The organism is Candidatus Zixiibacteriota bacterium (genome assembly GCA_034003725.1).
Classification (GTDB): Bacteria; Zixibacteria; MSB-5A5; order GN15; family FEB-12; genus WJMS01.
This window is the reverse complement of record JAVEYB010000016.1, coordinates 23472-40378: the sequence shown is the minus strand read 5'-3', so window position 1 is coordinate 40378 and position 16907 is coordinate 23472. Positions and strand designations below refer to the sequence as shown.

The 16907-nt window shown below is 57.7% G+C and carries 16 protein-coding genes; 7 read left to right on the top strand and 9 right to left on the bottom strand.

Annotation, left to right across the window (positions count from 1 at the left end):
- Positions 1 to 3 precede the first annotated feature (3 nt).
- The 9 genes from RBT76_14500 to RBT76_14460 form a co-directional block, all read right to left on the bottom strand.
- Positions 4 to 1050, bottom strand: a complete 1047-nt coding sequence (locus tag RBT76_14500; GenBank protein ID MDX9858993.1) for a glycosyltransferase family 9 protein — start codon at positions 1048 to 1050, stop codon at positions 4 to 6.
- 9 nt (positions 1051 to 1059) lie between these two features.
- Entirely contained in the window at positions 1060 to 1815 is a 756-nt protein-coding gene (locus RBT76_14495) for a glycosyltransferase family 2 protein (GenBank protein MDX9858992.1), read from the bottom strand.
- Positions 1812 to 2927 carry a glycosyltransferase family 9 protein gene (locus RBT76_14490; protein MDX9858991.1) on the bottom strand — a complete coding sequence of 372 codons (1116 nt, stop codon included), beginning with the start codon at positions 2925 to 2927 and terminating at the stop codon, positions 1812 to 1814. Before RBT76_14490 ends, RBT76_14495 begins: the two co-directional genes overlap by 4 nt.
- Positions 2928 to 3002: 75 nt before the next feature.
- Positions 3003 to 4904: an ABC transporter ATP-binding protein gene (locus RBT76_14485; GenBank protein MDX9858990.1), complete on the bottom strand. Its 1902-nt coding sequence runs from the start codon at positions 4902 to 4904 to the stop codon at positions 3003 to 3005.
- Between the two features lie 76 nt (positions 4905 to 4980).
- A complete protein-coding gene (locus RBT76_14480) occupies positions 4981 to 5706 on the bottom strand; it encodes a hypothetical protein (protein ID MDX9858989.1) in 726 nt (241 codons plus the stop codon).
- Between the two features lies 1 nt (position 5707).
- A complete protein-coding gene (locus tag RBT76_14475) occupies positions 5708 to 6316 on the bottom strand; it encodes a site-2 protease family protein (protein ID MDX9858988.1) in 609 nt (202 codons plus the stop codon).
- A 19-nt stretch (positions 6317 to 6335) separates the two neighbouring features.
- Positions 6336 to 6995 (bottom strand): DNA-3-methyladenine glycosylase, encoded by a 660-nt coding sequence (locus RBT76_14470; protein ID MDX9858987.1) that lies wholly within the window; start codon positions 6993 to 6995, stop codon positions 6336 to 6338.
- Entirely contained in the window at positions 6995 to 7846 is an 852-nt protein-coding gene (locus RBT76_14465; GenBank protein ID MDX9858986.1) for a histidinol-phosphatase HisJ family protein, read from the bottom strand. The genes RBT76_14470 and RBT76_14465 overlap by 1 nt, the downstream gene beginning before the upstream one ends.
- Positions 7839 to 8474: an MBL fold metallo-hydrolase gene (locus RBT76_14460; GenBank protein MDX9858985.1), complete on the bottom strand. Its 636-nt coding sequence runs from the start codon at positions 8472 to 8474 to the stop codon at positions 7839 to 7841. The genes RBT76_14465 and RBT76_14460 overlap by 8 nt, the downstream gene beginning before the upstream one ends.
- A 193-nt stretch (positions 8475 to 8667) precedes the next feature.
- On the opposite strand from RBT76_14460, the gene prfB reads away from it, so the two are divergent.
- The 7 genes from prfB (at position 8668) to RBT76_14425 (ending at position 16866) form a co-directional block, all read left to right on the top strand.
- Positions 8668 to 9784, top strand: a protein-coding gene (prfB, locus tag RBT76_14455) for a peptide chain release factor 2 (GenBank protein MDX9858984.1) whose coding sequence is annotated in 2 segments (ribosomal slippage) — positions 8668 to 8736 and positions 8738 to 9784 — 1116 coding nt in all. Because the reading frame shifts where the segments join, the coding sequence is not laid out codon by codon here.
- A 37-nt stretch (positions 9785 to 9821) separates the two neighbouring features.
- Positions 9822 to 10814, top strand: a complete 993-nt coding sequence (gene pta / locus RBT76_14450; protein ID MDX9858983.1) for a phosphate acetyltransferase — start codon at positions 9822 to 9824, stop codon at positions 10812 to 10814.
- Between the two features lie 8 nt (positions 10815 to 10822).
- Positions 10823 to 12040 carry a pyridoxal phosphate-dependent aminotransferase gene (locus RBT76_14445; protein MDX9858982.1) on the top strand — a complete coding sequence of 406 codons (1218 nt, stop codon included), beginning with the start codon at positions 10823 to 10825 and terminating at the stop codon, positions 12038 to 12040.
- Entirely contained in the window at positions 12037 to 13707 is a 1671-nt protein-coding gene (gene pckA / locus RBT76_14440) for a phosphoenolpyruvate carboxykinase (ATP) (protein MDX9858981.1), read from the top strand. The genes RBT76_14445 and pckA overlap by 4 nt, the downstream gene beginning before the upstream one ends.
- Positions 13708 to 13779: 72 nt before the next feature.
- Positions 13780 to 14061: a zinc ribbon domain-containing protein gene (locus RBT76_14435; protein ID MDX9858980.1), complete on the top strand. Its 282-nt coding sequence runs from the start codon at positions 13780 to 13782 to the stop codon at positions 14059 to 14061.
- A 31-nt stretch (positions 14062 to 14092) separates the two neighbouring features.
- Positions 14093 to 15454, top strand: a complete 1362-nt coding sequence (locus RBT76_14430) for an FAD-binding oxidoreductase (GenBank protein MDX9858979.1) — start codon at positions 14093 to 14095, stop codon at positions 15452 to 15454.
- A 128-nt stretch (positions 15455 to 15582) separates the two neighbouring features.
- Entirely contained in the window at positions 15583 to 16866 is a 1284-nt protein-coding gene (locus RBT76_14425; protein MDX9858978.1) for a citrate (Si)-synthase, read from the top strand.
- The last annotated feature ends 41 nt before the right edge of the window (positions 16867 to 16907 follow it).

Below are 16907 nucleotides of genomic sequence, written 5' to 3'. Positions count from 1 at the left end.
TATCTATTTCTGCCTGACCGAGGCCGCAAACGCTTCGCGGACTGCCCTTGCGACCGTCTGGGCCGGGATCTGATCCATATTGTCGACCCGTTCGCCCCCGCCGTTGAGCGGTGGCATCGGCGGCTGCAACACTTTGTGTCCCTTCCCCACCGGACCCCAGCGCACCGGCGACATGATCTGCCTGCCCGGGTAGAGGCCAACCACGCGGGTACCGACCGCCACCGCCAGATGCAACGGCCCGGTTGAGTTGGCGACGACAACCGACGCCAGCGACAGCACCGCGGCCAGCGTCCGAAGGTCGGTCTCTCCGGTGATCTTGCGCACCGATACGCCGTTGCGGGCGGCGACTTCTTCGATCATCTCGCCTTCATTATCAGAACCGGAAAGCACTACCTGCAGGTTCTCGGCATCCAGCATAGCATACAAGTCTATGAACTTGTCGACCGGCCACCGATCAGCGGAACCACCGGAACCGGGGTGCAGGACAATGAACGGGGCGTTGATATTCACCTCGCCGAGAATGCGACGAGCGTTGCGCAGCTCCTTGTCGGTCGGATATACGGTCGGCGTCTTAATAGTCGGCCCCTTACGGAAAAACCGCAAAAAGTCGAGGTTGTATTCCGACTCGTGCTTTCGGTTCGCCTTCCGGCTGTGCAGCAGGCGGTGGTTGAAGAAAACGGAGTGAAAGCGTCCTGCCGTCCCGAGGCGATGCGGGATCTCCGCCTGGTAGAAAAGGCGACTTATCTGTCTTTCCGGATACAGCACCACTACAACCTTGTAGTCCCCCTTCTTGACTTTCATCAGCAGCTCTTTTTTGTACGGCTTGCTGGTGAGCAACTGATCGTTCTGCACGCGGAGAATGCCCGAAATCTTGTCGTTGTTCTCCAATATGGGCGATGCGTAAAGCGATGATATGACGTCGACACGACACTCGGGATACCTTGCCTTGATGGTCTCAACCACCGGCAGCGCCAGTACGAGGTCGCCGAGACGGTCGGTCCTGCTTATCAGGATGCGGTCACCGGGCTGAAGTTCCAGAATCTTGCTCATAGGCGGTTGCTACTTCTCTTGTCTTCGTCGGAGGTCCCTGAGTTTGGCATATTTAACCAAAACAGCGCCGGAAGACAAGACAGAGATAAGAAATCCTTCCAAGCCGTCGCGAAATCCCTGGCGCACCACATAATGCACGAAGAAACTGGCGATCGGCTTGACGACGATGTGATACCAACCGGCCCGTTTCCCGGCCCGATATGCCTCCAGCGCGCCCATAGTTGTATACCGGTTGAACTTGACGAAGTAGTTGTCCAGATCGGGATAGCTGTAATGCAGCAATTCCCCTTGAAGTCTCTCCACCGTACCGTCGACCAGTACTTTCTCGTGTACTGCAGCCCCGTCGAACCTGCCTTTCCCCCTCCGGAAAAGCCGCAGGACGTAGTCCGGGTACCAGCCGCAGTGATGAATCCAGCGACCAAGAAAACTGGTCCGGCGCGGGATGTAGAAGCCGTCCGGGCTGTCCGACGCAGCAATAACCTGTTTTATCTCGGATTGCAGGGAATCGGACAACGCCTCATCCGCATCAAGTGATAATACCCACTCCCCGTGTGCCAGATCTACGCCTGCCTGTTTGGCCGGACCGAAACCAGTCCAATCGATCGTCTCGAAAGTTGCTCCGTACGCGCGGGCGATTCGCTCGGTGCCGTCTGTCGAATGGCTGTCCACAACGATCAGCTCGTCGGCAAACGCCACCGAGCTCAGGCAGCGTTCCAGATTCGCTTCTTCGTTCCGGGTAATGACGACTACCGACAATCTCTTCATAAGCTCACCAGCTGATGCTTGCGCACGAGACGCGAGAAAGCCTCATATGCCTGGTCGGCGGTGATATTGAAAATGTTGTCTTCACCATGCGACAGCACCAGTCCTTCCGGCTGATCGTACGGGCACCATTGACGGTAAATCCCCTTAAAGGATGGATAGAAACCAACCACCGGAACCCGAAACGAGCGGGCGATATGAACCAGCGACGTATCCGGGGATATCAGCAGGTCGAGTCGGGCCAGCACGGCTGATATGCCGGTAAGACCCAGATTCGGCTCCACCTGCGCCACAACTCCACCCAGTCGCTCAACCAGTTCATCGCCGCGCTGCCGATCAGGAGGCGCCGTTATAAGAATGATGCGACACTGCGGGTAATCCTGGCGAATGCGCCGTATCAGGTGTTCGAACTTCTCCAAACCCCAAAATCGGTTCGGGCCGCGCTGTGAGAGATTGACACCGATCATCACGGGCACATTCGGCGCCTGCTGACGCAGGTGTGCGAAAAAGCGATCCGCCCGCACAGCATCATCGCTGGGAACGAACGGCGCGGCATAACCCGACGAATCCGGCTTGATTCCGAATGCTGACAACATCTGCAGGTTGATATCGATCATGTGCAGTTCGCTATCCTCGCCCGGATGGAAGGTGTAATCGTAGTATTGCGCAAACCGTCTCTTGCGGACGCCGATCCGGGGCGCATCGGCGACACATGATTGCGACAGGAAAAGACAAGTCACAGAGTCGTCGGCCAGCAGATCAACGACACAGTCGAACTTTTCCCGCCTAATCTGCAGCACCTGCCTGAAGTCGTGCAGTATGTTGCGCCGATAGCAGTAAATCCGCTCGAAGCGCGGATCGCGATCGATCAATGAAATGTTTTTGGGCGAGGCGAACACCGCCAGTCTCACGTTCGGATACGCGGCCTTGAGCGCATCGAACAGCGGCAGCGACGTCACAGTGTCGCCGATCCGATCAGGCCGGAGAAACAGGATTCTCGTCATGCGGGACGCATCCAGCGGGATACGTTCCGGCCGGCCCTTCTTCAGCAAAACCCTGAACAACCCAAACGCCAGGGCTTTCACTCTGAACTCCAGACGCTTGAGCAGTGTCATGGACGGACCTGTCCTTCACCGATACGGCGGCCGGTTGCCGCCAGGCGTCTCGCCGAAACCGGACCGTGTGGAAGGTCACGAAGCATGATGATCCCCGGTATCCCGGAACTGCATTTGATACAGTCGCCGATACATGCCGTCCTGCTCCACAAGCTCATCATGCGTTCCTCGCTGAACGATGCGTCCGCCGTCCAGCACGAGAATTCGGTCGGCGTTTTTGATCGTGGACAGCCGGTGGGCAATAACGAGTGTGGTTCGGCTGGTCATCAAGCGATCGATCGCTTCCTGCACAAGTGCTTCCGACTCAGTGTCAAGTGACGATGTCGCTTCATCGAAAATGAGAATCTCGGGGTCCTTCAGCAGCGCCCGCGCGATCGCGATTCGTTGCCGCTGCCCGCCTGACAACCGTACGCCGCGATTCCCGACAACGGTGTCGTATCCGCGCTCGAACTGGCTGATGAACCGATCGGCATTCGCCGTACGCGCCGCCTGGAGCAACGCATCCTCGCTCACGCCGGTCTGTCCATAGGCAATATTGTTGCGAATGGTGTCGTTGAACAGGTATGTCTCCTGCGTGACGATGCCCATCAGCGAACGCAGCGAGGCGAGGGTCAGGGAACGGATGTCGTGCCCGTCGAGCAATATGGCGCCCTGTTGGGGATCGTAAAAGCGCGGCAGCAAGTCGAACAAAGTTGACTTGCCGGCGCCGGATGGTCCCACAACGGCAACCACTTCCCCGCGCCGGATTTCGAATGACACGCCTTGCAGCACGGGCTCATGGGGAACATAGGCAAACGAAACGTCGCGGTACTCGATGCGTTCGGAGAATCGGCCAACGGTCCGAGCATCGGGCGCGTCCGTGATGGTTTCCGGAGTATCGAGCACGCGGAATATGCGCGACGCGGCAGCCATACCCTCCTGCAGCTTGACGTGGATGGAAGTCAGGTTCTTGACGGGCTTGATCATAGCAAACATGGCGATCGTGAACGTCATGAAGTCCCCCGCCGACATCTCCCCTGTTCCCTCGATAATCTGCGTACCGGCATACAGGAGAATCACCACGCCGGCCAGGGTCGTCAGGAAATCATTGATCGGCAGTGACAGGTGTCGAACCCGTGTCATGCGCAGGAGCTGCCGAAAGTAGTTGTAGGTGCTCCGAAAGAACTTCTGTTTCTCGAATTCCTCCATCGAGAAGGCCTTGACGATGCGCGTGTTATTGACCGCCTCCTCGAGCACCGAATTCACGTCGGCCATCCGTCGCTGCGCCTTCTCCGAGTACTTGCGCATCTTTTTCCCGATGAACCAGATAAAGCCGAAAATAACCGGCATGACGATAAACGACAGCAGCGTGAGTTTCCAGCTGAGGATAATCACGAAGGCGAGGAACACGAGCACCATGACACTGTCCGTTATCAATTGATGGAAGCCGATATCGATCGACTGGTTCAACACCACCACATCATTGGTGACCCGGGAGATGATCTCACCGGTGCGTCGCTTGTGGAAATAGTCGAGCGAAAGCCGCTGGTATTTTGAAAAGAGCGCATCCCGGAAGTCACGGACAACGGACTGCTGCACGTACGCGATATAGAACCCCTGCAGGTAGTAGAAAATGTTTCTGACGACGACAATCACCAGAATGAGAACGCAGAATTTGAACAGGGTATCGACCCGAGTGTCGGCCTCCACCAGGCTCTCGATCCAGGTCTTGAGCGTCTCACGGAATCCCTCCAGCCCGCCTTGAATTTCTCCGGCCACTTCCCGAGCGGGCTCGGCCGCGGCGTGGGGCAGCCCCGGATCGGCTGAGCCGGACAGGACCGCGGCCGGATCGACTGCGAAAAGTGTCGTCAACAGCGGACCGGCCATCCAGACGAGAAGCCCCGACAGCAAGGCGTACACCGCCGCACCCAGCGAAGCGATCACGAGCTGTTTCCAGTAGGGTTTTAGCGAGGCAAACGTACGTCTGTAAAGGCTCACCGGCACACTCCGTTTGGGAACTAAAGAGTCTAAGATGCAGATCTCTCGCCCGAAAGTCAATGAAGGGAATGTTATGTCACGGACTGATGCGAAGGGCATCGGGCGGGATGGTCACGGCAAACTTGTCCGGCCCGGCAGTTACTTCGGCTTTGTATTCCCGGCGTCTGGCTGAAATCGAGAGGTTATCACCGTTCGTATACGAGAATTCGCGAATGCGCCATCCGATCTCACGACGGTCGTAGCACAGGTCGATCCGCCACAGGCAGCCCGGCATCGACAGCGAGTAGCACGGCCGATCCTGGTTCGCGGAGTCGGGTGTGATCGATATGCCGGTCCCCACATTCGACCGGGAAGGCTGCTCGTACAACAACGTCAGCAAATCGATCTGTGCGACTGTCCCGTTTGTGCACTCGATCGCTCCAATCAGGTCCGGCACTGCTTCTTCAACATACTCGCCGCTGGACGGAAAAAGTATCAGTACAGAGTCCCGTGTGAGCCAACCGTCCAGCGCGCCTTTGCCCAGATAGCTGCGGCCCGCGACGCCGACAATAGAGTCGGCGGCGTACAATTCCAGACGAACGGAGCTGTACTTGTCCCGGTACTCGATCTCCGTATCGAACAGGTAGGCCTCGGCAACGCGCTTGTCGAAAGTTAGCGGAGTAGTCTCTGTTGTGGTCGATATATGCCTGCGGCCGGTCCCGCATCCGGAAATCAGAGCGAGAACCACAGAAAGCGCGACGGCAACGGCTGCGATATGAAGGGACCGGAGACCGGTGATTGAAGGTGGTTGATCAGTGTCCATCTCATGGCACCAGCAAGGAATAGAAATACGTGACCGGACCGCCGATGATCATCCACACACCGCCGGTGACAACCAGGATTATCAGGACGAACGGCGCGAATTGTTCGAACCGGGCGATCGGTTCGTCGTACCTGGCCGGAAGCACCGACCGCAGAATGTGCGAACCGTCGAGCGGAAACAGTGGGATCATGTTGAAGAAGGCCAGGGCGAGGTTGATAATCACGGCATAGCGGAGGAACTCCCAGAACGTTGAGCCAAACACCGGGGAGAACACGTGGAATGCCAGCCCCGCGACCAGCGCGAGTCCGATATTGGATAGCGGTCCGGCGAACGATATCCAGAAGTCAGCCTTGCGGACGTCGCGCACGTTCATCAAGTTCACCGGCACCGGCTTCGCCCACCCGAACGTGAACTGCGACAGAACCATCACCAGGGTCCCCATCAGGCTGAGGTGCTTGGTCGGATCCAGAGTCAACCGTCCGAGATCGCGGGCGGTGGTATCACCGAACTTGAGGGCACTCCACGCATGGAAGTACTCGTGGACGGTCAGTGAAAACAGAATCACCGGTCCGCCGATAAGTGCCGCTCTCAGAAACTCCTGGTCAAACACGAAATCTTCTCCCTTGCGTTCAGCGAAGTCGCTGATTCGACCCTCGCTCGCCGACTGCGCTCATTATACCGTTGGCCACGCGCTTTGATACCGACGGTGAGTCCGGATCGAAGAATCTCCAGTGGCGCCGAGTGGCCTTGCTGATGCCGATCCGGGGTGACGAAGCAACTCGAGCCACCGTTCGCACGGGCGACAGAAGGTACAGTGAGGAAGATGTCAGATCCCACCCGTTTTGCTCGGTTGTCAGCCCGAAAGCCCGGCAAAACTTTCCCGGACCGGCCAGCAGGCGCGCGTCCTGCTGTGGTGTTGCCAGCGTACGCATCAGTTCAAGTCCCTCGAGCGGCTCCGCGCCACGAAGCAGGACGGCGGCAGGACGCCCCTCGCTCTCTGTCACAAAATTGAGGCAATAGTACATCCCGTAAATGAAATAGATGTAGGCGCGGCCCGGCGGGCCGAACATAGGGGCCGTTCGTGCCGTCCTGCCGGCCGACGCATGACACGCCGGGTCGTCCTCCCCGATATACGCCTCGACTTCGACGATTCGGGCGGAGAGCCTTCCCCTCGGTCCGTCATATACGATCCGGCAACCCATGAGTCCCTGGGCAACGTCGAGGGTGGGCCTGTCATAGAATGATCGGGGTAAGCGCCCGGATCGTAGCGCGGCAGACACGGTCGTCATCACACCTCGCAGGTTCGGGACACGTCGGACAACAGCGTTACGGCGGCGTCAAAATCAAAACCGACGTCCTCGGGCCGGTGGGCGTCGGAGCCCAGAAAGCGCACCATCACACCCGCGCGACGGGCGGCATTCAGCAGTGAGACTCTCGGGAAGTACTCTCCAAGCCCCTTGCGCAACGCTGCCGTGTTGATTTCGAGCGCGGTGTCGCTGCGTTGGAGGGCAGCGAACAGTTCGCCGACAAACGGTTCGTGCGCGGACTTCAGGGCGTCGCCATAGTACTCATCGCCGTACTTGCGGTAGTAATCAAGATGCGCGATCGCATCGAACAACCCTGAGTTCGCGGCGTCGACCGCCTGTCGGAAATACGCCTCCGCGAGGCCGTTTGCGTCGAAAGGTGCGAAGCATTTCAAATGCCATCCCTTGCAGCAGAAACAGATGTTGTTTATCTCGTGTATTCCGCAAAGAACGTGGTGGAAATCGAACCGCTCGCGCAAACGGGCCACCGTTTCCTCGCAGCCGGGAAACCAGCCGACCTCTACTCCCGGTTTCACCAGGAGTCCGTCGGCAAGAAAGCGTTCGGCGGCCGCATGGACGTCGTCGACATACGGCGCCAGTGCGTCGGGCGTCGACGGGACCTCTTTGCCCCGAACCCGGATGTAACAGTCTTTGCGCTCAGAATCCGGATTGGCGTCGTAGTGCGTCGTAAAGCATAACTCGGCGAGCCCCCGCTGCACGGCCGCCCGACAATAGTCATCGATTGTCCCCACGGCATCGACCGAGTAGTCGCAATGGCAGTGATAATCCGCCAGCCCCGATTGATGCAGCCGTTCGATCGGTCGTTGATCAGACAAAGTACTCTCCGGTCAGAAAGGGATTGTTGACGCGCTCGGCTCCGACGGTCGTCCGCGGCCCGTGGCCCGGAAAACAGGTCACCGAATCCGGGAGTGACAGAATACGTGATTGAATTGAATTCATCAACTCCTCTAACGAGGCCCCGTACAAATCGGTTCGCCCGATCGACTGCTTAAACAAGGTATCCCCGCAAAAAAGCCAGCCGTTGACTTCGTCGAGATAACAAATTCCGGCAGGCGAGTGGCCGGGGGTCGCCAGGACTCGCAGAGCAATAGCGCCAAAGACGACAAGATCGTCGTCGGCCAGCAGGCGATCCGCCGCCGGCGCGGTCATCGGCGAACCGAACGCCGCGGACCCATTGGCGACCGGGTTGCTCAGGAGAACCTCTTCCCCTCGGCCAATCAGAAGCGGAATACGGTATTTGTTCTTCAGGGCCGCCACGGCGCCAATGTGGTCCAAGTGGCCATGCGTCAGCAGGATAGCTCTGGGTACAAGCTCCCTCCGGGTTACCGCGTCAATGATCCGTTCGTCCTCGTCGCCGGGGTCGATGATCACCACGTCGCGAGTAACATCGTCCCCATAGAGGTAGCAGTTGACCAGAAACGCGCCGACCTCGAGAGTTGTCACGTGTTTTGCCACTTGAACAAAATAGGATGAGCGTTGTCTCTGTCAACCATTTAGTGCAAGCCTAACAACCTGCCCATTATGCGGTTACGGACAGCGATCGGGCGTTGGCGGAAACCAAAAATCTTTTGACGCTTGTGGAAAATAGTCGTATAATTGCGCTTTGCGTTGAGACGGTATCGGAGGAATGGACGCTATGCTCGCAGATGTAAACAGCCAGATCCCGGAGTTGAAAGACAAACTCGACAAACTAGCGAGGTATCTTTGACCTCGACACTCGTCGCGAGCGCATAGCGGAACTCGAAAAAACTACCACTGAACCGGGATTCTGGGACGACAATCAGGCTGCTCAGGGAATCCTCAAAGAAATCAACGCACACAAACGCTGGGTGCAGGCGGTTGACGCTCTACTGTGCGACCTCAAGGACTTATCTGAACTGGCAGAGATAGTCGAAGACGGTTCTCCCGAGGCCGCCGAGCTGTCCGAATCTCTCGATAATCTGATCGCCAGCGTTGACACGCTCGAATTCCAGACGCATCTGTCTGGACCCGACGATCACCGAAACGCCATCATCAACATCCATCCGGGAGCCGGCGGCACCGAATCGCAGGACTGGGCCGACATGCTCTTTCGCATGTACAACCGCTGGGCGGAACGTCGTGGCATTGCTGTCGAGCTGATCGACTACCAGCCCGGTGAGGAAGCGGGGCTGAAGTCGGCGACGCTGAAATTCGAAGGCGACTACGCGTACGGCTATCTCAAAGCCGAATCCGGCGTCCACCGCCTGGTTCGCATCTCGCCGTTTGACGCCAATTCCCGCCGCCACACATCCTTCGTCTCAGTGCACGTGTACCCGGTCGTTGAAGATGCGGTGGAGGTCGAGATCAAGGACGATGATATCCGGGTGGACACCTATCGCTCATCGGGCGCCGGCGGTCAGCACGTGAACAAGACTTCCTCGGCCATCCGTATCACCCACTTCCCCACCGGCATTGTCGTCACGTGCCAGTCGGAGCGCAGCCAGCACAAGAACCGTGAGTCCGCGATGATGGTGCTCAAAGCGCGGTTGTACCAACTGAAGCGCGAAGAGGAAGCCAAGAAGATGGAGAGGTTCGAAAAGACCAAAAAAAAGATCGAATGGGGATCACAGATTCGATCGTACGTATTTCACCCCTACAATCTCGTCAAGGACCATCGCACGGGGCACGAGACCTCCAATGTCCAGACGGTTATGGATGGTGATATCGACGACTTCATTCAGGCATACCTCTCTGATCCGGACCTGAAGGACCAGGTGGTTGCACAGGACTGAAATTAACTCAATTGAGATTGTTTGTTGGGAGTAGAACATGAACGCGGTAGAGAAAATCAAGGCAAAGGTCAAGCCGAAGAAGAGAAGAGTCGTGCTGCCGGAAGGCGTTGAAAAGCGCACCGTACTGGCTGCGAAGAAGATCATCGATGAAGGAATCGGCGCCGTGACCGTGCTCGGCGACCCCAAAGAGATTGGCAAGGTCGCCCGGGAGAACGGCGTTGATTTGGGCGGCATCGATATTGTCAATCCAGTCGATGCGCCGGACTATGGCGAGTTCGTCCATGAGTTGATGGAGCTCCGCAAAAAGAAGGGCCTCGATGAGCCGTCGGCCCGTAAACTCATGTCGAGCACGCTGTACTACGGCGCCATGATGGTGCACATGGAGAAGGCCGATGCGTCCGTATCGGGAGCGGTGAATACTACCGGTGACGTGCTGCGCGCGGCTCTGCACTGCATCGGGCTGGCCAAGGGTATCAACACGGTTTCTTCCTCGTTTATCATGACACTGCCACGATTCGGCGAGGTCACCGACAAGGTGTTCGTGTTCGGCGACTGCGCTGTGGTTCCGAACCCGACCGCGGAACAACTGGCGTCTATCGCCGTCTCCACCGCCGAAACCATGGAGAGACTTGTCGGAGAGGAACCCCGGGTTGCGATGTTGTCTTTTTCGACCAAAGGATCGGCCAAACACGAAGACGTGGACAAGGTGCTTGCAGCGATCGACATCCTCAAACGCGACCATCCCGGCTTGAAGGTCGACGGCGAGATGCAGGTGGATGCGGCGGTAATCCCGTCGGTTGGATCGAAAAAAGCGCCGGGCTCTGACATCGCCGGAAAGGCGAACGTACTTATTTTCCCGGATCTCGACGCCGGCAATATCGGCTACAAGCTGGTCCAGCGAATGGCCGGGGCGACCGCAACCGGACCGATCATCCAGGGGCTGGCACAACCGGCCAACGATTTGTCGAGAGGATGTTCGGTGGATGATATAGTTGATGTATCCGCGATAGCGATGCTGCTGAGAGGATGATGCACACTATGAGTATCAGTCAACTTGCCAGAGAAATCCACGAGTCACCGACCCTGAAGCTCAACGAGCAAGCCCGCCTGCTGCGGGAGAAGGGCGAGCCGGTGATTCATCTCGGGGCGGGAGAACCAAAAAGCAAAGTGCCGCTTGATGCAATCCTGAGTTGCACAGCTTCGCTGAATACCGGTGAGGTGCGATACACGCCGACCGAGGGGATCCCTGCCCTCATCAAGGCGATTATCCGGTATACGGAAGAAAACTACAATCATATCGTCGGTCCCGAAAACGTCATCGCCGCCGCCGGCGCCAAACAGGCGTTCTACAATCTCATGATGACTATCATCAATCCCCAGGACGAGGTCATCATCCCGGCGCCATATTGGGTCAGCTATCCTGAGATCGTGCGGATGGTGTACGGTGTTCCGGTGATTGTGAAAGCCGAGGACGGCAGATTTCATCCACGGTTCGAGGATATCGAGCAGTGCGTCAGTTCCTACACCAAGGCGATCGTGATCAATAGCCCGAACAATCCGTCGGGCGCCGTCTACAGCGGGGATTTCATCGGCCAGATGGTGGAATACTGCGAAAAGAAAGGCATCTACCTGGTCATGGACGACATATACCATAAGCTCGTGTTTCACGGCAAGAAATGGGTGTCGTGCTATGACTACGCCAAGGCGGATCACGACTCGTCGAAGCTGGTTGTGATCAACGGGGTGTCAAAGGCCTATGCGATGACCGGCTTTCGTATCGGCTGGGTGGTCGCCAACCGCAAAGTAACCGCCGCGATGGTAAACGTCGCCGCTCAGAACACGTCCTGCCCATCCGTCATTCTCCAGGCGGCCGCGGCCGGGGCGCTGACGGGTGTGCAAAGTTCTGTCGACAACCTGCGCGTGTTTCTCGAAAACAACTGCAAGGTCATGATGAACGAGCTGAACTCGTTCACCGGGGTCCGGTGCATTCCTCCCGACGGCACATTTTACTGTCTGCCTGACTTCAGCGCTTACAGCAAGAATTCCAACGAACTGAGTGAATTTCTGTTGAAGAAGGCGCTTGTGGTGACGGTACCGGGCAAGGAATTCGGCCTCGAGGGTCATCTGCGGCTGAGTTACTGCGGCACCGTTAAAGAGATCCGCGAAGGTATCGCACGAATCAAATGGGCGCTTGATCCGGACTCCCCGAATGAAATCTACATCGGCGACCGGAAGATGAGGAGGGACTGGAAGTGAGCCATTACATCCTCGATATCAAAACCCCCGCTCAGGACGAGGCCAAATCGACCAAGAGCGAATTCAGCCTGAGCAACTACGGGTTCCGCAACCTCCACCGCGTGTACTGGAATCTTCCGACCGAGGCGCTCTACGAGGAAGCGATCTTCCGCCGCGAGGGCCGGATGACGAAAGGCGGCCCGCTGTCCGTCAACACGGGAGACTGGACCGCCCGTGCCGCCAACGACAAGGCGATCGTCAAGGAATCAACGACCGAAAACCGCGTCTGGTGGGGCGAATACAACCGGCCGTTCAGTATCGACAAGTTCAACGCCGTCTACCAGCGCATGCAGGGATACCTGCAGGGCCGCGACCTGTTTGTCACGGACTGCTACGCCGGGCAGGATGCCAACTACCGCCTGCCGGTCAGGGTCATCACCGAATTCGCATGGCACGCGTTGTTCGTCCGCAACATGTTTATCGAGCCACAGACAAACGATGAAATGCGCACCTTTGTGCCGGATTTCACCGTTATCTCGCTGCCGCAGTTCCGGGGGTTGCCGGAGATCGACGGCACGTTGACACCGACGTTTATACTGCTCAATTTCGACCAGAAAGTGTGCCTGATCGGCGGTTCCGGGTACGGCGGCGAAATCAAAAAGGCCGTGTTTACGGTTCTCAACTACCTCCTCCCGCTGGACGGGGTGCTTAGCATGCATTGCTCGGCCAACGTCGGCAAGCAGGGGGATACGGCTATCTTCTTCGGATTGTCCGGCACGGGCAAGACGACGCTGTCGGCCGACCCCAACCGGGGGCTGATCGGCGACGACGAGCACGGCTGGTCCGACGAGGGAGTTTTCAACTTTGAAGGCGGCTGTTACGCCAAGGTGATCAACCTCTCCCCCACCGCCGAACCGCAAATCTACGCCTGCACCCGGCGGTTCGGCACCGTGTTGGAAAATGTGGTGTTTGACCCGGTCACACGGCTGCTGGATCTCGATGACGACGAAATGACCGAAAATACGCGCGCGGCCTATCCGCTCGATTTCATAGACAACGCCATTCCGGAAGGTGTCGCGGGTCACCCGAAAAACATCATCCTGTTGACCTGTGACGCGTCCGGCGTCATGCCCCCGATTGCCCGACTGACTCCTCATCAGGCGATGTACCACTTTATTTCCGGGTATACATCCAAGGTGAGCGGCACCGAAATCGATCTCGGTAAGGAGCCGGAGATTACTTTCTCGGCCTGTTTTGGCGCCCCGTTTATGGTCCATCACCCTGCTTTTTATGCGGAGATGCTCAAAAACAAAATCGAGAAGCACAACGTCAACTGCTGGCTGGTCAATACCGGCTGGACCGGCGGGCCGTATGGAATCGGCAAGCGCATGTCGATCCACCACACTCGCACGTTGCTGAATGCCGCTCTCGACGGGAAACTGCTCGATGTCGAGTACTGGACCGATCCGGTGTTCGGATTTCACGTCCCCGGCCGGTGCGAAGGGGTTCCGGACAAGGTGCTTCGTCCAATAGAAACCTGGGAAGACCCGCAGGCGTTTCAGGACAAATACCTGCAGTTGGCGGCGCTCTTCATCGAGAATTTCAAGAAGTTCGCCGCTGGTACGCCGCCCGAGGTGGCTGCCGCCGGACCGGTGAAGCGTCAGTTCCTGCAGGCCGGCAAAAAGTAAGTGAAAGGGGCGGACGTCGGCAGCGATGCCGTCGTCCGCTCCGGAATCAGCGTAGCGACAACGAGGAGACCGATGCCCACCTATCCGTATCGCTGCAAGGCTTGCGGCCATGAATTCGAGGAATTCCAGGCAATAACAGAAGAGCCGATCGATGTCTGCCCCAAGTGCGGGGGTGAAACACACCGAATAATATCGGGCGGCGCGGGACTGATTTTCAAGGGCTCCGGCTTCTATATCACCGACTACCGCAAGGACAGCTACAAAAAGGAAGCATCCAAGGAGACGTCGTCGTCGAGCGGCAGCCCTTCGACCTCAAAAGATTCCAAGTCCACCTCATCCGGCTCGAAGGAGTAATCGGATCGACTGGTGAGTGGAGCCCGCCGATATGCTATCGTCCCTTCGGTCCCAACTCTCTGATCCGGATTCCCTGATTTCCGATCCGACCGGGTATGAGAGCTACTTCCACGATGCCACGACGCACCGGGCCGTACCGGCCGGAATCCTGATAGCTAATCAAGTCGAGGACATTTGTGCGGCCGTCAGATTCTGCCGCCGGCGGGGGATTGCTGTTACGATGCGTGGCGCCGGTACGGGACTTTCCGGCGGATGCGTGGCAGCTGCCGGGGGCCTGGTGATTTCCACCGAGCGCATGACCTCGGTCCGGATAGACGCGCCCGCCCGGAGGGCTATCTGCGAACCGGGTGTTATCACGAAACAACTGCAGGACGATGCGGCGCGATATGGGCTATTCTATCCACCGGACCCGGCAAGTCTCGCTGAGTGTACGCTGGGAGGGAATGTCGCCGAAGGGGCCGGAGGGCTCCGGTGTAAACGATTTGGTGTCACTAAGGACTATGTAATCGGGCTCGAAGCCGTTACCGCCGAGAGCGAGTTGCTAAAAACCGGCGTATTCAACGACAACCGCGGGCTCAGCATAGGTGACGTCCTGATTGCTTCAGAGGGCACGCTGGCAATCTTAACGCGTATCGCCGTTCGACTGATCCCAATTCCACCGCGCGGGATTACGATCCTCGCTGCGTTTCCCCATATGCGCAATGCCGCACAAACGGTTACCGATATTACGACGGCTGGTATCGTACCCACGGTGATGGAGTTTATCGATGGCGCGGCTGCGGAAGCGTCCAATCGATACGAAAAGACCGCCGGCCTCGACCAGGCGGGCGCCATCCTGCTGCTGGAAACTTCCGGCGAGGATGCTGTCGCACAACTCGATGCTATCGGCACCATGTGCCGACAGAATAAAGCAGCGTTGATTCGAACTGAACCGGACCCTGCGCGTGCTGAGTCGTTGTGGGCGGTTCGTCGAAATGTGTCCAAAGCTATAAAGGCGATGGCTGCTTACGCCGTGTCTGAGGACGTTGTAGTTCCAAACTCCCGGTTCCCCGATCTCGTCGAATTTGTGGCCGAGCGAAATTCCGCATCACCCCTGATCATAAACTCGTTCGGGCACGCCGGAGACGGCAATCTGCATGTGTACTACGCATCTAGCGACGGATCGGAAAATGACCGAAGGCTCATTGAGCAGGAAATAACTCTGCTGATGCGAAAAACCCTGGAGTTTGGCGGCACGATCACGGGCGAACACGGCGTTGGCCTGGCAAAACGAGACTTTATTCGTCTTGAATTTGACGCCCCGACATTAGGGGTAATGCGGGCCATAAAAGAAGTACTGGACCCGTCCGGTCTGTTAAATCCCGACAAGCTCTTTCCTCCTGCAATCGTGTAAGTTATCTTCGGTCTCGGAAGTTCTTGACAAGGTGTGGCGGGGGCGATATCATTAGCGCCAAATGTGAAAATGTTCACATCGACAACTGGGTATAGTTGTCCACGTTGCAAAACCTGAAGGAGTTCGCCATGGCCAAAACACTGAAGGAAAAACTGGCCGCCCAGATTCCCCAGCTCAGAGAAGAGCGCGCTAAACTCGTCAAGGATGCCGGTGACAAAGTGATTTCGCAGGTCACCGTTTCGCAGGCAATTGGCGGAATGCGCGGTGTCAAAAGCATGGTGTGTGATACGTCGGTCGTTGAGCCCGATCAGGGCCTGATCATCCGCGGCACACCGATCATGAAACTCAAAGATCGCCTTCCTGAAGAAATCTTCTGGCTGCTCCTGCTCGGCGAACTTCCGACAGCCGACGAGTTGAAGGGCTTTCAGAAGGAATTGAAAGACTACGGTGAAGTCCCGGGCTACGTCTGGAAAGTATTGAAGGCGATGCCGAAGACCTCGCACCCCATGGCGATGCTGGATGCCGCGATTCTCACGATGGAGAATGAGTCGCAGTACCGCAAGCGCTACGCCGAGGGCATCAACAAGATGGATTATTGGGAGCCGGTGCTGGAAGACTCCATGCGCCTGCTGGGTACGATTCACACAATCGCGGCCGGCGTCTATCGAATTCGCTACAAGAAGGGTGACCTGATCGAGCCGTCGAAAAAGCTCGACTGGGCCGCGGACTACGCCAAGATGCTCGGGCTGCCGCCTCGCAAGGGCGAAACAGCGATCATGATGCGCCTCTACCTTACTCTGCACTGCGACCACGAGGGCGGCAACGTCTCCGCGTTCTCATGCCACACTGTTGCTTCGGCACTTTCCGATCCGTTCTATGCCGTCTCTGCCGGACTGAACGGCCTCGCGGGACCTCTGCACGGGCTGGCCAACCAGGAATGCCTCAAGTGGGTCCTGGAGACGATGGAGAAGTTCGGCGGCGCTCCGACCGAGAAACAGCTCGAAGAGTATGCGTGGGAAACGCTCAAGAGCGGCAAGGTCGTGCCGGGTTATGGACACGCGGTGCTGCGCGTGACCGATCCGCGGTTCACTGCCTTCCTCGAGTTCGGCAAGAAGTATCTCAAGAAGGATCCGGTCTTCCAGACGGTGGCCATGGTGTTCGACGTGGTACCGAAGGTCCTCCAACAGGTCCAAAAGATCAAGGATCCGTGGCCGAATGTCGACGCCGGCTCCGGCGCTATCCTGTACAACTACGGTTTGAAGGAATTCGAGTACTACACGGTGCTCTTCTCGGTGTCGCGTGCTATGGGTATGCTGTCGCAGCAGATCCTCAACCGCGCACTGGGTACGCCGATTACTCGGCCGAAGTCCGTCAGCACGGAGTGGCTCATCAAGCAGACCAAACAGGCTTGAGAATAGACGCCCACGGCAATTTCATGGGAAAGCGACCCCCG

What these genes read in the sequence shown, in the direction of transcription:
- RBT76_14495 (MDX9858992.1), bottom strand. Translation starts at nt 1,815, where the DNA reads ATGAAGAGATTGTCGGTAGTCGTCATTACCCGGAACGAAGAAGCGAAT.
- RBT76_14425 (MDX9858978.1), top strand. Translation starts at nt 15,583, where the DNA reads ATGGCCAAAACACTGAAGGAAAAACTGGCCGCCCAGATTCCCCAGCTC.
- RBT76_14480 (MDX9858989.1), bottom strand. Translation starts at nt 5,706, where the DNA reads ATGGACACTGATCAACCACCTTCAATCACCGGTCTCCGGTCCCTTCAT.
- RBT76_14445 (MDX9858982.1), top strand. Translation starts at nt 10,823, where the DNA reads ATGAGTATCAGTCAACTTGCCAGAGAAATCCACGAGTCACCGACCCTG.
- pta (MDX9858983.1), top strand. Translation starts at nt 9,822, where the DNA reads ATGAACGCGGTAGAGAAAATCAAGGCAAAGGTCAAGCCGAAGAAGAGA.
- RBT76_14490 (MDX9858991.1), bottom strand. Translation starts at nt 2,927, where the DNA reads ATGACACTGCTCAAGCGTCTGGAGTTCAGAGTGAAAGCCCTGGCGTTT.
- RBT76_14430 (MDX9858979.1), top strand. Translation starts at nt 14,093, where the DNA reads ATGCTATCGTCCCTTCGGTCCCAACTCTCTGATCCGGATTCCCTGATT.
- RBT76_14435 (MDX9858980.1), top strand. Translation starts at nt 13,780, where the DNA reads ATGCCCACCTATCCGTATCGCTGCAAGGCTTGCGGCCATGAATTCGAG.
- RBT76_14470 (MDX9858987.1), bottom strand. Translation starts at nt 6,995, where the DNA reads ATGACGACCGTGTCTGCCGCGCTACGATCCGGGCGCTTACCCCGATCA.
- RBT76_14500 (MDX9858993.1), bottom strand. Translation starts at nt 1,050, where the DNA reads ATGAGCAAGATTCTGGAACTTCAGCCCGGTGACCGCATCCTGATAAGC.